Consider the following 15,170-nt stretch of genomic DNA (forward strand, 5'->3'; position numbering starts at 1 on the left):
TGATTGGGCAGCTATAATTCCATGACGAAATAATTTAACTTGCCGTAAAGTTTAATACAACTATTCAAGATGAAAAAGCCTGCCCCGCTTCTGCTCTGCATATTGTTTATCCTGCTGTGGCAATCAAGCACCATTGCGCAAACTATTGAAGCGATAGTGCCGGTTGGCGGCAATGCCTGGGTTAATGCACCCGCGGAGATTACCGATGCGGGTTTGGTTCATTGGGCCGATAAGCAAGCGATAGCCCGGGTTTATTTCCGGGTCTCTATCGCCCAGCAAATACAGCTCGCATTACGATTGCGGGTGCCTGCCGGGAAAAGCAGTATCAGCGTTGGATTTGGTAAGCGCAAGTTTGTAAAAGAGATAGGCAACAGCGCCTTTGATACCGTTGCTATCGGCAGTGTGAAGATTGATAAACCGGGTTATGTACAAGTCAACTTGCAGGGCATCAGTAAAACGGGCGATGTTTATGCCGATGTAAGCGATGTAATTGTAAAAGGCATACAACCGGGGACGGAACTCATTTATGTGAAGCCCGGCAGTTCCTATTATTTCGGCAGGCGCGGGCCGTCGGTTCATTTAAATTATATAATTCCGCCTGCTATACAAAACGATGTAAAGTGGTTCTACAGTGAAATAACGGTGCCCGCCGGTAACGATATTATCGGTTCTTATTTTGAGGCCGATGGTTTTGGGGAAGGCTACTTTGGGATGCAGGTGAATTCGCCTACCGAACGCCGGGTGCTATTTTCGATATGGAGCCCCTTTGTTACCGACGACCCTAAAAGCATTCCCGACAGCATGCAGGTTAAAATGCTGAAGAAAGGTACAACCGTACATGCGGGCGAATTTGGCGACGAAGGCTCTGGCGGGCAAAGCTATATGAATTACCCCTGGCAGGCCGGTAAAGCCTACGGCTTTTTAGTTTGTGCCGAACCGGGTAAGAACGCCAACACTACAACTTTTACGGCTTGGTTTAAAGACATCAGCACTGGTAAATGGTACCTGATAGCGAGCTTTAAGCGCCCCAAAACGCTTGCCCGCTTAAAGCATATATATTCGTTCCTCGAAAACTTCGACCCGGAAAAGGGCGATAAAACCCGTATGGCCTTTTACCACAACCAATGGGCGGGCGATAGTGCCGATAACTGGCATGTAATAACTGAAGCTAAATTAACTGCCGACGCCACCGCGAATAGCCATTACCGTAAAGACTATGCCGGCGGACTAAAAGACGGTAAGCTTTACCTCAAAAACTGCGGTTTCTTTAACGATTTTGAACCGCTGCTGCAATTGTATAAACCTACGATAAAAAGCACAACTCCCGTTGTTGATTTAAAGGCATTACCACAAAATTAATATCGGGGTGATAATTTATTTATCAGCAAATGTGCGTGTTGTATAATATTTGCAAAAAAAATGCGGCATACACCATACCAACTTATATATTTGCGCCCGCTACAAAATACAATCATTAGCACTCGGGATGTAGCGTAGCCCGGTATCGCGCCACATTTGGGATGTGGAGGCCGCAGGTTCGAATCCTGCCATCCCGACAACAAGCGATACCAACAAGTATCAAAACCCTGTAAATGTCTCATTTACAGGGTTTTTGTTTTATTCAAATCCTTTTCAGTACATACTATTCCATGCTTTATGCGAACAAAGAGGTGAACAAAATTTCTTTTTTAGATTTGTTCACCAGAAAGGGTTTAAATATCTGATGTACAATATTTTACGTCGTTTAAATTTAGACTTAAAAGAACGCATTTAGATCACTTCTTTTTCTTTCCGGTGAACAGTTTTGGCTATAACAGTTCAAAACAATTCATTAATTATTTAAAATCTGGAAAAGATGAGAACAAGTAACACATTCGGGATTCACTTTATCTTAAGGGAAAACCGTGGAAAAAACGGCCTTTCGGCCATTTACATGCGCATCGTAGTCAACAAGAGCCGCTCTGAAGTAGCATTAAAGCGCCAGGTCGCATTAGCCGACTGGAATGATGCAAGAGGTCAGGCAAAACCAAAAAATGATGAATTACGGCAATTAAACAGCCACCTGGAACAACTCCGGGGCATGATGGCCGGTCACTACCAGGAATTGCAATTAAAGAAAAAAGTGATTACCGCCGAGGTGCTCAAAAACCTTTTTTCGGGTGTTAAAGATTCGGAGCATACCTTACATACCATCGTTGAGTATCACAACACAAACATGAAAGATGTGCTGGCCCGTGGCACGATGAAAAACTACTATACTACTGCCGGATATTTAAAGGAGTTTGTAAAGAAAGAATTCCGACGCTCGGATATCTATCTCTCAGAACTTGATTACAACTTCATCAGTAAACTGGAAACTTACCTGAGAAGGCGTCAGCCGGAAGACCATCAGAAGAGACTGGAAAACAATGGCCTGATGAAACATCTGGAACGCTTTCGCAAAATTATCCGTCTGGCCGTCAAAATGGGCTGGCTCGAAAAAGATCCTTTCGCTATGTTCCAGTTGAAGTTTAATAAAACGGAACGTGGTTACCTTACAACTGTAGAATTAAATAAGATTGAAAATAAGAAGCTGACCATAGATCGGATAGCTTATGTGCGCGACTTGTTCGTATTAAGTTGCTATACCGGATTAGCTTATGTAGATGTTATGGAACTGACATCGGATAACCTGGTACAGGGTATAGATGATTGTCCATGGATAAAAACTACCCGCGAGAAAACAAGGGTTGCTGTAAACGTGCCACTCCTGCCACAGGCTGCAAAAATCATTCAACGTTATAAAACACATCCCAAGGCTATAGCTGAAGGAACGCTGTTGCCACATATCTCCAATCAAAAATTAAACAGCTATCTGAAAGAAGTAGCCGACCTATGCGGGATTAATAAGATATTGACTTACCATGTAGCCCGTCATACGTTCGCAACGGCTGTAACGCTTTCTAATGGCGTCCCTATTGAAACCGTAAGTAAGATGCTTGGTCATACCACCATTAGGACAACTCAAATTTACGCAAAGGTTGTTGAACGAAAAGTTAGCGACGATATGAACGTATTGCGTAGCAAACTTGCCTTGACTGAGTCACGTCCTGCAAAACGTAAGTCTATTACAAAAAATAAGTTACGGAAGGTGGGCTAATAGAAAAGGCAATTACTGGCAAGTTTATAAAGCCTTTCCTATTGTGAACGAGCCGCGTTCACAATAGAGTTTTTTAACTAACTGCCAATAGATGTAGACCTGAAGTCACAAAGTGTGACTTCAGGTCTTAAAATAAGTACAAACTCATTGAGGTCGCAGTTTCCGCCTCATAGATAATAAAATTATGGTTACGACGAATTTAAATGACCAAGCAATCGCAGACAAAATTTATTATATAAGAGATCAGAAGGTTATGCTGGATAGCGACCTGGCTGAACTATATGAAATACCTACCGGACAACTTAACCGGGCAGTGAAAAGAAACATTAAAAGATTTCCGGACGATTTTATGTTTCAGCTGACCAATGAAGAGTTTAAAAACTTGATATTCCAAATTGGCACATCAAGTTGGGGTGGTACAAGAAAAGCACCCTATGTATTTACTGAACAGGGGGTTTCGATGTTGTCAGGAGTTTTGTATAGTGACCGGGCGATTGCAGTTAACATTCAAATTATGCGGATTTTCACGAGGGTTCGCCAAATGCTGATGGATAACACCGAATTGCGCTTAGAAATTGAAAAAATCAAAAATAAGCTTAACAACCAAGATAAAAATATGGAGATCGTGTTTCGCTACTTAGACGAATTATTGGAAGCAAAGCATAATCCTCAGCCGAGGCGGCGTATTGGTTTTAAATCAGATGATATTTAACGCGTTTAATCAACGTTCCTCATTCAGCTAACAATCTAAATTCAATTCTCTCAGCAATGCTGAGAGAATTGATTCAATAAGCAACTATTAATCATGCTGATTTTTGAAAATATTAAAAGATATTTGATTTAGATGAGTACCAAAGAAGTGCCACATATTATAACAAATGAAGAAATAGAACGGATAAACGCTCTGGGTTTTGAAATAACCGGCAGCACTGCTCCGCTCGTAGATTTTCTTAATGAATACTTTGCAGGGTTTCATATCGGCGAGTACTTGGCGGCTTTAGAAAACTTGCTTGGTTCGCTGACTCAGGTAACCACAACTAAGGAGCTATCATTTCATGAAAGCCCCCCGCCCATGCTGATCATTCAATATTATTCTGATGACAACGAAGACGATCAGTTGGGATTAGCTTTTTCATAGGCCTTGACACATTACGGAAACGAAATTGTTGCGGAATTGGATTATTTAAGAATACCGGCTATGGAGAGAAAAAAAGGTATTTCGAAAATACTCCTTAATCTAAACCTGCAACAATATGAAGTAATGGGCGTTTCTAAGATTAAACTGGAAGCTGCGCTTTCAAATGGAGGCTTGGTTTGGGCAAAAGCATTTTTTGTCGCCACAGAGCCTGAAGATGTAAAAATAATTTTGGTCAAAGCAGAAAATGAATTATCGGCTGAACAGTTTAAATTTGTGAAAAGGGTGTATGATAATTATTATAACCAAAATCCAGGTGGCAAGGCTTTCCCTATGAGCAAATGGAGTCAGCTTGCCGGAATGGATCAAATTTTGCAGGGAAGTCGTTGGTACGGCGAGCTTGATTTGAGTAATTCAGATATTCTAACTAAATTTAAGAATTATGTTGCTTGACAGAAAGAAATTTAGTGGTTTCGGAGACATTGACCATGATCTTATGCAAAGTTCGGAAAAAGAACTATTGCATAAGTGTATGGTGGCGGAGCAAAGTATTTCGGATGGTGACTTTTCTCTTGACGAAGCTTTAGAGGCCTATGCCCTGTCCAAAGAACAATATGACAGCTACATCGCTAAAAAATCAAAAACTTCTATCTTTTTAAGCCTTTCCGGAAACACGGAAACTTACGCGTCTATTCATACGTCATTTGCCGTTTCCCATGTTATAAATATCTATTTTGAAATGTTGAATAGTTCATTTGATGAACAATTGCACTTTTTGTTGAAAGACCGGATTGGTAGAATCAAATCTGAACTTGAGGGCATTTCCAGTGACGTAAAAAAATTAAAGGCTAAGGCTTAATTGTCGAAAGTTATAATTGACGATCATAATGGGAAATGAATATTTTTATAACTCAGAAGGATATATGACAAGCTCAAAAAAACACATTAGCCAAAAGGATACCAAAAGTGTTACTATAAGTGATGATGTAAAAGATCACTCAAATGACCCTTTCGTTGTTAAGAAAGTAGAGGAAGCAAAAGCTGTAGTAAGCAAGCTAACTTTTTCCGAAAATTAAGGATAGTAACTTACTATAGAGCATAATGTAGGCTGGGATTTCCCGGCCTTTTTTGTTTGATTGCTGAAAAAAAAATTCGAAATTCATAAACTTAAATTCCGGAGCAGTTTTTTAAAGCTGTTCCCAATTTTATGTCAATCATTTATGTTCTATAAATTTGGATAATTCTTAAATTAACCTCTTAGTCTTGAAGAGGGCAGCAAACGTCCGCCGCTATTATATTCCAAAAAATGAATAGGCAATTATCAGAAACTTCAATTCCAGTTGCTAAGATATAATAGCCCCGCTTATTTTACTAGAATTATATAGACTAAATACTAGCAGTAAACTATGTATAGTATTTGGTCTGAAGCTTGGTGTTATTTGAGATTGTCATCCACTTAAAAATTTGATTATTATTTTGGTAATCATTAAGTTTAAACAGAAAATTTAAATATGTTACGCTAAAACATCAAAAACTGGTCGATTATCTAAATCGGCCAGTTGATTAGCAATTGTTTAAATGTCTTACCTATACTTTATTAACAGTTATTTATGATTATAGATCGACTACAAAAAGAAATTTTAGAATCAGAAAACTTACTTCTTGATCTTTCAAAACAAGCTTTTACAATAAAAAAAGTGGATAGTATGGCGGATTGGATTGTCAACGTACTAAATGAGGATGGTACTTTGCCAACGTATCTGCATTTTCCTACTGAACGAAAATTACGAACCGCTATTGTTACGCTGATTAAAAACGTATCAGGATTAACGAACCCGTTAGTTCACTTACTTTCTAACAGGATCGGTGTTTATCTCGGTACAGTGGATGACGTTTTCTTACATCCATTACGATCTGCTGTACTGGATAATATCGTGCATAACTTTACTCCGTTAAATAAATTGCTTCATAAGCATAAAAATAATTTTAAGCATGTCAAGACACTTTTAATTATTGCGAACGCCTTAAAAGAAAATAATCTTGATATTTATAAATCGCATTTGAAAGACACGGACCTACGCGTCGTTTTAAGAGCATTGTTTCAGGACAAAAACCGAGATGACAACGACGCGGTTCACGCTGTTTTAGAATATTCCTTTTCTGAACTTCAAAAAGAAATGAAGAAGAATGGATACATTCAACCACACCGACACTGTTGGTGGGCGATTTATACTATTTTTAGAGAAGCTAATCAGAATTGGCTCCAAGATCACAAATTGCAGTTAGAAAATGTATTAGAATATCTAATATCACTTCCAGATTCAAACCTTTACCCTCGGCTTGATGTCGACTATGGAAATGTAGTACCTGAAATTAATTCTCTTTTCAACGAAAAAGCCTGGATTACCATCAATATAATCCGAATCCTAAAGAGCGATCTTACAGCGATTATTTCAGTCAAAACTATTGCGTTGTTAAAGAAAAAGGCTGAGTCAGATATCGATGTCTTATTGAAAATGCACCATGATGATTCGATCAAGTTTCTTCTTAGTAAATTAATATTGCTTTATGAGTCACTTAGTTACTACAATATACAGGAGACATTGAAATTCGTTGGACAGGATTCAATCGCTGTCGATAAATTTAAAGTAGGTAGCTATTATTACGATGAGAGTGTCTTGAAAGATTTTATCAGCATAAAAGCCAAAGTCAAGAGTTTGCTGGACAAGCCTACGTTATATAAAAAGCCGACTTTGGGTTCAATACTTCTCAGTGGATCTGCCGGGCAAGGCAAATCTGAGCTTGCAATCCAAGTCGCAAAAGATTTGGGAGATCTAGCTTTACAAAACGATAAACAGTTTATCAAACATTACTTCACTATCGGAACTGACATCACATCCACAGAAACATTGTTCGAAGCTTTTAGTTTAATTGATGAAAATGATAATGCTGACAATTTAAAATTGATTGTTTTTGATGAGTTCGACAAGGCAACATTCGACTTTTATACGCCCTTTCTTCCTTATTTAGAAAAATCTATAGCAACCGGCTCATCCATAAAGATATATATTTTCGCTCAAAGTAGTTACCCTAAAGCAAATATGCTAAATGACTATGCTAATTCTTTGGCCAATAAAGCTATGCGAGATTTTCTTACCCGATTGCAAATGGGAAGCATCGATCTTCCTGATATCAAATTTTCACCAGTCCAAAAAATGTTCTCTGTGATTGGCATGGCAAAAGCAAGGAATCTTGACGTAAACGAGATTTCAAGAAAGCTGCTCGCATATTTCGCTTTAAATGATGATCTCAAGAACATGCGTCAATTATTTGCAAATTTCACTGATAAGGCAGAAATTATTCAGGACGGCTTACAAATAAAGCCAGAGCATCAAAGGATTTTAGATAATCTGTATCCAAATCTCAACGGAGCGATAAAACTTATCGATTAACATATGAGCAGTTTTGAACGACATATAAACAACATCTTAAAAAGGGTGTCAAAGGATGAAGATTTTGGCATTGCGGTTAAATATTTTGTTGACACGCTTGAGTCATTAAAAATAGACTACATCGTAATGGGCAGTACAGCTATTCAATCTTATCTCGACTATTTTCATAGAACCCCAGGCGACATTGATATTCTGCTATCCGAACAAGCTATTGAATTGTTAAGATTACAGTGTCTCAGCGACGAACTTTTAAAATTTGAATTTAATGAGGTCGCTAGTAAGGTGCATTATAAAAACGGTGTTTTCCTGCATCTTGTGCCAACGAGCATGAAGGTCGTTGACAAGATTGAAAATGTGATCTTCACTAAGATAGAAATTTATTATCCGGACAGAGTTAATTTAAATAAATTGAACCTAGTCAATTTTCAAGAAGAGGTCACATTGAAAGTTCCGATAATAGAATATATGTTCTGTCTTAATTTGTTGGTTCAACTTGATAGCAACAATTTCTCAGACAATGTTTTAATCCTATCAAAATATAAATTGGATGAACATTATCTTCAAGAGTTTCTAAGCCGAGTTCCTCAAATGCACAAGGTAATCAATGTGAGATTTAAAGCCCTTGTAGAGAAAATACAGAAGTATCGGCCAGATTTGGTTAGCGCATTACCGCTCATCGATTTTTAGCAATCTCTAACGACAACCTAAATGCTTACTACAGTTGAATTATTGCAACGAATTAACGAAATTGACACATCGTCGAGTGGTTATTTCGGATCTTTCAAAGTTAATTTTAACCATATTGAATTTCTGAATAAGATTTCACTACATACGATGTTCAAAATCGTAGACTCAAATGATGGAAAGATTACCATCATTCAAGACAGTGGTGTCGAATCCGCTGATTATTCAAAAACATCAGGTTTTTTCGATTTTCATGCCGATGGCTTACAGTATGAAAACGATACGCCGTCCTTGGTTTTATTCTACTGTAAAAATCAAGGGGTTCAAATAAATCATACCGCTTTTTTTGATACAAAGCACTTTGAAACCTTGATAGAAAATGATATAGATTTGTTATCTAAGCTTTCCGTAGTATTTGTCGACAGGATGGGACGCGAACGGGAGAACAGCCTTTTGCAGAATCATAAATGGACAGGAGATATATGTCTAACTCTCGGGGACAGGGCCTTTTTGAAACCACGCAATAATTTAGATAAATCCAAAATCCCCTCACTCAGGGAGATATCGAGGATTTCAGAAAAGATATTCAAAACTATCAATGATGTCACATGCCATGTTCATAAATGGAAAAATAACGACCTTATAATATTCGATAACCAAAAGTATTTACATAGCCGTGTAGGAATGGGCATTGATAAGAAGCGAGAGTTAATACGAATATGTCTTGATAAATGTTAATGCCATCACTTGATCTATAATGTCATATAGGTAATTTTCTACTTTGGCGCTATCAGCAATTAAATCTCTGAAATGCGGCTTAAAAATTATCAACTCCAGATTTTTGATTTAGTCCAAAGATGGCGGATGGGTTTACTAGATGAGGCTGAATTAAATAAACTAGAAAGCTGGTTTAACTAATTAGTAGATCGAAGCATAGGTCTTCCTATTGAAATTTTAATTGACGAACTTGAGAAGCGTTTACTTTAAATGTGTGAAGGTGAATCAAAGGACTCGGCCAAAAGGGACGTGCCGCCTTATCCTTTCAAATATTTATTACTTTCCCTTCAATTCATTCTTTTCCTTTTCTGCTTGTAAAAGCCGTTCAAGTAATTCAATTTTATCATTATACAATTCAACTATTTTATCAATAGGATTAAAGGTGCATTGATAATTGAAGAGTGAACTGTAATCATTCAGTGAACTATTATCGTTAAATGTATTGATATTGTTAAATATAGCTTCCTCACTGAAGTTTTTAATCGCTTGGGGGCTTACACCTAAAACTTTAGCAACCTTTTCCAACACCTCATCTTCAATAGTTTCACTTTGCTCCATCCGTGAAACGGTTTGCTGGCTTAACCCTAATTCAGAGGCAAGTGTTTCCTGCTTAATCCCCCGCAGTTCACGAATGCGGCTGATCTTCCTTCCTATATGTGAATTTGATGGTTTTGCGGTTGTTTCCATATGTCAAATATACAAAGTTTCTTTTGGGTAAAAAACACGCCCATATGGGTAAAATACAAGCTGTCTGGGTTCGATACGCAGCCAAATGCTAAGAACTTTATGACAAAAGCATAAATTTCAATGACATGTATACAAGTGAATACGCACCCTGGGAACATTCCCCCAAGACACTTAACCAAAGCGAAATAACCGATCCAATGAAAGTCGTTGCCGACTTTATTGGCACAAGTACTCTAAAAGGACATAAGCGAAATCTCAAAAAATGGCGTGATCTCGTTATTACGGAACACCATTATAAAAATAAGGCACACGGTCCCGGTGAGTTGCTATTTACATACGACCTCAATTTAAAACTGCTGGAAGCCATGCACCTCTTTTGGCTCACCTATCGGAATAATAACTGGAACTTTAAAGCATTAAGCGTTGAACAGTTGCGGGATGAAAGGGACGCATGGGAGGAGTATCCCAGGAACCTGGAGCTGAAAGAACAGCAAAACCCCTACAAGGCCATTAAAAAGGTTTTCGCCAAACTGGGACCGCAGCAATACCGCGATAGCTTGCACGAGTGGCTTTATTTTGCTTTATGTAATGCTCCCGCCGATGAGACCCTTTTGGCTGGTGAGATCACCGCGGTTTATGAGAACCTGCTTAAACTTTATTCATTAGCATGGCTGATCCATAAGCGCCAGCATAGTAACAGTAACAAGGGTTATGCAGGCGAGAATATCGGGGATGCGGCTAATAGCGGTTCAAAAGACCATCAGGAAGAAGCACGATCTATCATCATCAAAGACATCAACCCGCAGCCGGGAAAAGCCGAGGCCTTGGAAGAGATTAAAAAGCTTATCATTGAACGTTTACCGGTCGTCAAAATGATCATTCATTTGGGCACCCGTACCGATCCTGCTTTATTCTATTTGCTGATACTGGTAGACGATCAGGATAAGACTCCTGAGCATTCGATCAGCAATAAGATCGAAGACAACTGCCGTTATCTCGGCAATGTACTTACATTGGTTCACAAGGTCAGCAGTGCGGTTAACGCTATCAATATCGGGAGCAGGTTTTGGAATGATGTATTGGTGAAAGGCAACATTATTCATCAGTCGCCTGACGTACACTTTCCAGCTAAGCCGGATATGAGCGGTGAAGATTTTGCAGGCAGCCCGACCTATAACTGGGAACGCTGGGGCATTCAGGGTAAGCAATTCATAGCAGGTGCAGTGTTTTACCAGGCCGATCATAAGTACCGCCTTGCCGCCTTTCTATTGCATCAAGCAGTGGAAAGCATACTAAAAGCGGTTATACAGGCAGTTTTGGGCTATCGTATCTCCATACATAATATCGGAAGGATGCTAAAGATCTCAGAGCTGTTTACTGAAGCGCTCAGCAGTGTGTTTGAGCTGAAAACTTTAGAGGGTAAGCAGCTATTTGAACTGTTGCAAAACGCATATTCTGAAGCACGGTACAGAGATGCGTTTGATCCAACTAAAGAGGAAATAGCTATAGCCGTTAAGCGTATTAAAAATTTATATAGTGTGGCAGAGCGAGTGTTTAATTTAGCCGAAGCAGACCGCCTAACAGATGGAAGCTGATCTGCCGCCTAAATTATGTAGGAAGCCGCAGTGCATAGCCTGTGACCACGTTATGCAATTACACAGTGAGCATACACACCGCACCGCAGAATTGCGGTACTCCTAACACGGCACCGGCGCTTTCCCTGATCTAAATACTATCGCAGCACTTAAATATATTGGATGACACCAGATGATATCGTAACTAAAAAAGACCTTGACCAACTGAAACAGGAACTGTTTGACTTTTTAAGGCCCATTGTAGACGCACAAGGTTTGCAGCAACAGAAGTGGCTGAGGAGCAAGGATGTCAGGAAACTGCTTAATATTTCGGCAGGAACATTACAGAACCTGCGTGTAAATGGGATGCTTGGCTACAGAAAGGCTGGGAGCATTTTCTTTTATAAGGCAGAAGACATTGATAAGATGCTGGCTGACCCTGAAAAAAAAAGCCCCAAAAGGAAATTGTAGTACCGGCAAGGTCGCATTCTTTCCGGGTTCTATTTTTATTGAAAAGGCGAAAAAGGCAGGTCGGGAACGTCCATCCAATATATATCAGAATTACCATTGATGGAATTCGGGAAGAGTGGTCCACTACGCGCAAGTGTGATATCAGCGACTGGGATAAAAAAGGTCGGGTGAAAGGGACCAAAGAGGAAGCGAGGTCGATTAATGCATGGCTGGAAACTCTCAATGCCCGTGCTTACAACGTCAGGCAGGAATTGTATGCCGCTGGAAAACCTTTTACACCGACCCATATCCGTAAATTGATGCAGGGAGAGATTCTTGAACCTCCGAAGATGCTTTCAGATGCATGGAACTATCACACTAACCAGATTGCGGGATTGATCGGGAAAGATTATACAATGGGTACGCTTCAAAAGTATAAGACCGTCTTCAAAGTTTTAAAGCGATATATCTTACTTAAAAAACAAGTGGAAGATTTACCGCTTAATGAGCTTGATTACAAGTTTGTAAGAGACTTTGATCATTACCTTAAAACAGATTACGGGGTCAAGATCAATACGGCAGTGCAGATGGTTAAAAAACTTCGGACGATCATAAAGATCGCGTACGAAATTGGCTGGATAAGCCGCGACCCTTTCATCGCTTACCGGGCGAGACACGAGGAGGTACACAGGGAGTATCTCAATAGTTTCGAATTACATGAATTAGCGACCAAGCGATTGAAAAGAAAACGTCTTATAATGGTCAGGGATCTTTTTTTATTTAGCTGCTATACAGGCTTGTCATATGCCGATACGGTGAAGCTCAAAAGATCAGATATATTGAAAGGTGAAGACGGCGGGTTGTGGATTCAGACTTATCGTATGAAAAATAACAATCGGGTGCGGATTCCGCTTTTAAGTCCTGCCCTTCGGCTGATCGAACACTATAAAGATTATCCAAGAGTTTTGGATGAAAACTTTATCCTACCAAAGGTAAGCAATCAGAAAGCGAATGCTTATCTTAAAGATATTACCGCCATGTTAGGTTGGACGAAACGATTGACATTTCACTGTGCCAGGCATACATTTGCCACAACGGTCACGCTTACCAATGGAGTGCCAATCGAAACGGTCGGGCAAATGCTGGGCCATAAAAGTATCGGCACAACCCAATTGTACGCGAGGATTACCGATACCAAGGTTAGCCGGGATATGAAGCCGTTAAAGAAGAAATATAAAGGACAGGAACTTTTTTTAAGTGCCGAGAATTAATCATAGAAGACAGCTTGCACTCACATTTAAAAACATAATATACTATTTTATGCAGTTACAATTTGCGTCAGATCTCCATCTTGAGTTTCATGAGAACAGGTATTATCTTAGGGACAATCCTTTAGAAATCGCAGGAGACATTCTTTTGCTTGCGGGCGATATTCTTCCGTTAAGAACCATGGAACGCTACGGGGATTTCTTCAATTTTCTTGCTGATAATTTTTCTCATACTTACTGGCTCCCCGGTAATCACGAGTATTACGATTTTGATATAGCAAACCGATCAGGGGCTTTTAAGGAGTCTATCCTGCCGAATGTTACGCTCTTAAACGATCAGACAGTTACCATAGGCGACATTCGGCTTCATTTCTCAACACTTTGGTCTGCTATTTCAGCGTCAAAAGCAAGGACAATTGAACGAAGCCTTAATGATTTTCACTTGATCCGTTTTGAAGGTAAGCGTTTATCAGTTGACGAGTATAACCGGATGCACAATGATTCATTGATCTTTCTTGAGGATGCGCTTCAAAACAACCATTCAAAAGATAAAACAGATATTGTCATCACACATCATGTGCCTACTTTTCGCCATTATCCTTTGCAATATAAAGACAGTCCTATAAACCAGGCCTTCGCAACCGACATGGATTCGTTCATCGAATCTTATAATGCAAAGTTCTGGATCTTTGGCCATCATCATGCAGCAATTGATGACTTCGCGATAGGGAACACAACACTGATGACCAATCAGCTTGGGTATGTGCACGCTAATGAAAATAAAGCATTCGATCATGGAAGAACAGTCGAATTGAAATAATATTTCAATTCGATCTTATTTCTAATAACTAATGGCGGTGCCTATGGCCCGGGCACTACGCTGTATCTGCCTTACAGGCAGGATGCCGCTGCGTTCCCTACCGCAACTCCGGCATTTTTGCTGCGCTGCAAAAGCCTCCTGTTTTAGGACAAAAACGGTTGCACGTATTTGTCTGACACTGACAGCGACTGCTTCAATCATGACACTATCGCTATTTTCCAAAGAAACGGACAAAAGCGGCGTCAATCTCGGTCAGGCCTCGCGTACGAACGCATAATGGCCTCATTTCATTTCGGCCACCCTCCGGGACTTATAGTTCTCCCGCCCGGCCTTACGACCGCTCTTTTGACTTTCTTTTTTACCGTTTTTTCTTTTGAAAACAGCTATCCGGGAGGGTCGCATAGGTAGAGGGGAAGCGGATTAGTTATTTATTAAATATTAAGGACATGCAACCACTAAAAATGCTGAACAACGTGCAGAAAGCGAGGCTTTTGCACAGCTTATTTACCAATGAGATACCTGAATTTTTAGGTTACCTCAACGAACTGACCGAAACAGTATTGAATGACAAGGAGCGTATTGCGGCCGAATGGAAAGACCAGATGTTTGACGCGGGCCTTTGGTTTGAACTGGCGGCCGAAGTGCAGCGGGTGATGGCCAAATATTCCAAAGATCTGTACAAGAGTTCGGCTGTGTTTGCCGACCAGCTATTTGGCGGGTTTATGGCCATATTTACCGCACATGCTTTGGTGCAGTACACCGCCCTCGGCAGGAACACCGACCCGAAATTTAAGCCCGCAGTTGAGCTGCTTTTTGGCTGAGGCTTAACAACTGAAAGAAAGGTTGACTTTTAGCCACCGCCGGGGGATGATCAAAATTGCCCGGCGGGCCGGCGCTGCCGGCCCCAAGGAACGCCCCGTGTTTGCAAGCTGATGATATTATCGGTGCAAAGCACGGGGCGGCTTTGTTAATGATGATACCAATGGTGACTGTCATGCTATATTGCTATCATTATACTATGATAGGTTGCTATGATTGTAGTGTAATAGCTTGCTGGTGTCTTGTCCTGAAATAGGTTTACAGTTTTGAGTGATTTAAATCAACAAAACCATGAAAATTGTAAAGCGCTATTCGGACGATTTCAAGCGTGAAATAGTCGAACTTTATTTAACATCCGATCTCAC

The 15,170-nt window shown here is 40.0% G+C and carries 16 protein-coding genes and 1 tRNA gene; 16 read left to right on the forward strand and 1 reads right to left on the reverse strand.

Going from position 1 to position 15,170, the window contains the following annotated elements; all coding sequences use genetic code 11:
* The first annotated feature begins 69 nt into the window (after window positions 1-69).
* The 11 genes from ABD894_RS24290 to ABD894_RS24340 all read left to right on the forward strand — a co-directional run bounded on the left by ABD894_RS24290 (window position 70) and on the right by ABD894_RS24340 (window position 9,148).
* Complete coding sequence (locus tag ABD894_RS24290; RefSeq protein WP_345213688.1) at window positions 70-1,359, forward strand: DUF3472 domain-containing protein; 1,290 nt, start codon at window positions 70-72, stop codon at window positions 1,357-1,359.
* A gap of 123 nt (window positions 1,360-1,482) precedes the next feature.
* Window positions 1,483-1,556: transfer RNA gene (locus ABD894_RS24295), tRNA-Pro, on the forward strand.
* A 299-nt stretch (window positions 1,557-1,855) separates the two neighbouring features.
* The gene (locus ABD894_RS24300) at window positions 1,856-3,139 is read left to right on the forward strand and encodes a site-specific integrase (protein WP_345213689.1); all 1,284 of its coding nucleotides are present in this window, start codon (window positions 1,856-1,858) and stop codon (window positions 3,137-3,139) included.
* A gap of 184 nt (window positions 3,140-3,323) precedes the next feature.
* Window positions 3,324-3,851, forward strand: a complete 528-nt coding sequence (locus tag ABD894_RS24305; protein ID WP_345213690.1) for an ORF6N domain-containing protein — start codon at window positions 3,324-3,326, stop codon at window positions 3,849-3,851.
* A gap of 132 nt (window positions 3,852-3,983) precedes the next feature.
* Complete coding sequence (locus tag ABD894_RS24310) at window positions 3,984-4,277, forward strand: hypothetical protein (protein WP_345213691.1); 294 nt, start codon at window positions 3,984-3,986, stop codon at window positions 4,275-4,277.
* 60 nt (window positions 4,278-4,337) lie between these two features.
* Complete coding sequence (locus ABD894_RS24315; RefSeq protein ID WP_345213692.1) at window positions 4,338-4,727, forward strand: hypothetical protein; 390 nt, start codon at window positions 4,338-4,340, stop codon at window positions 4,725-4,727.
* Window positions 4,717-5,133, forward strand: a complete 417-nt coding sequence (locus tag ABD894_RS24320) for a hypothetical protein (protein ID WP_345213693.1) — start codon at window positions 4,717-4,719, stop codon at window positions 5,131-5,133. Before ABD894_RS24315 ends, ABD894_RS24320 begins: the two co-directional genes overlap by 11 nt.
* A gap of 28 nt (window positions 5,134-5,161) precedes the next feature.
* A complete protein-coding gene (locus ABD894_RS24325) occupies window positions 5,162-5,350 on the forward strand; it encodes a hypothetical protein (RefSeq protein ID WP_345213694.1) in 189 nt (62 codons plus the stop codon).
* A 534-nt stretch (window positions 5,351-5,884) separates the two neighbouring features.
* A complete protein-coding gene (locus tag ABD894_RS24330) occupies window positions 5,885-7,726 on the forward strand; it encodes a hypothetical protein (protein ID WP_345213695.1) in 1,842 nt (613 codons plus the stop codon).
* Window positions 7,727-7,729: 3 nt separating this feature from the next.
* A complete protein-coding gene (locus ABD894_RS24335; protein ID WP_345213696.1) occupies window positions 7,730-8,413 on the forward strand; it encodes a hypothetical protein in 684 nt (227 codons plus the stop codon).
* Window positions 8,414-8,560: 147 nt separating this feature from the next.
* Window positions 8,561-9,148 (forward strand): TauD/TfdA family dioxygenase, encoded by a 588-nt coding sequence (locus tag ABD894_RS24340; protein ID WP_345213697.1) that lies wholly within the window; start codon window positions 8,561-8,563, stop codon window positions 9,146-9,148.
* 315 nt (window positions 9,149-9,463) lie between these two features.
* On the opposite strand, the gene ABD894_RS24345 is transcribed toward ABD894_RS24340, so the two are convergent.
* A complete protein-coding gene (locus tag ABD894_RS24345; protein ID WP_345213698.1) occupies window positions 9,464-9,874 on the reverse strand; it encodes a helix-turn-helix domain-containing protein in 411 nt (136 codons plus the stop codon).
* A 197-nt stretch (window positions 9,875-10,071) separates the two neighbouring features.
* Between ABD894_RS24345 and ABD894_RS24350 the strand changes: the two genes are divergently transcribed.
* The 5 genes from ABD894_RS24350 (at window position 10,072) to ABD894_RS24370 (ending at window position 14,807) form a co-directional block, all read left to right on the forward strand.
* The gene (locus ABD894_RS24350; RefSeq protein WP_345213699.1) at window positions 10,072-11,469 is read left to right on the forward strand and encodes a HEPN domain-containing protein; all 1,398 of its coding nucleotides are present in this window, start codon (window positions 10,072-10,074) and stop codon (window positions 11,467-11,469) included.
* A gap of 162 nt (window positions 11,470-11,631) precedes the next feature.
* Window positions 11,632-11,919, forward strand: coding sequence for a helix-turn-helix domain-containing protein (locus tag ABD894_RS24355; RefSeq protein WP_345213700.1), 288 nt, complete (start codon window positions 11,632-11,634; stop codon window positions 11,917-11,919).
* Between the two features lie 38 nt (window positions 11,920-11,957).
* On the forward strand, window positions 11,958-13,169 hold the full coding sequence (locus tag ABD894_RS24360; protein WP_345213701.1) for a site-specific integrase: 1,212 nt from the start codon (window positions 11,958-11,960) through the stop codon (window positions 13,167-13,169).
* A 49-nt stretch (window positions 13,170-13,218) separates the two neighbouring features.
* Window positions 13,219-13,986 carry a metallophosphoesterase gene (locus tag ABD894_RS24365; RefSeq protein WP_345213702.1) on the forward strand — a complete coding sequence of 256 codons (768 nt, stop codon included), beginning with the start codon at window positions 13,219-13,221 and terminating at the stop codon, window positions 13,984-13,986.
* Window positions 13,987-14,432: 446 nt separating this feature from the next.
* Complete coding sequence (locus ABD894_RS24370; RefSeq protein WP_345213703.1) at window positions 14,433-14,807, forward strand: hypothetical protein; 375 nt, start codon at window positions 14,433-14,435, stop codon at window positions 14,805-14,807.
* Window positions 14,808-15,170 lie beyond the last annotated feature (363 nt).

Source organism: Mucilaginibacter gynuensis (assembly GCF_039541195.1).
Lineage (GTDB): Bacteria > Bacteroidota > Bacteroidia > Sphingobacteriales > Sphingobacteriaceae > Mucilaginibacter > Mucilaginibacter gynuensis.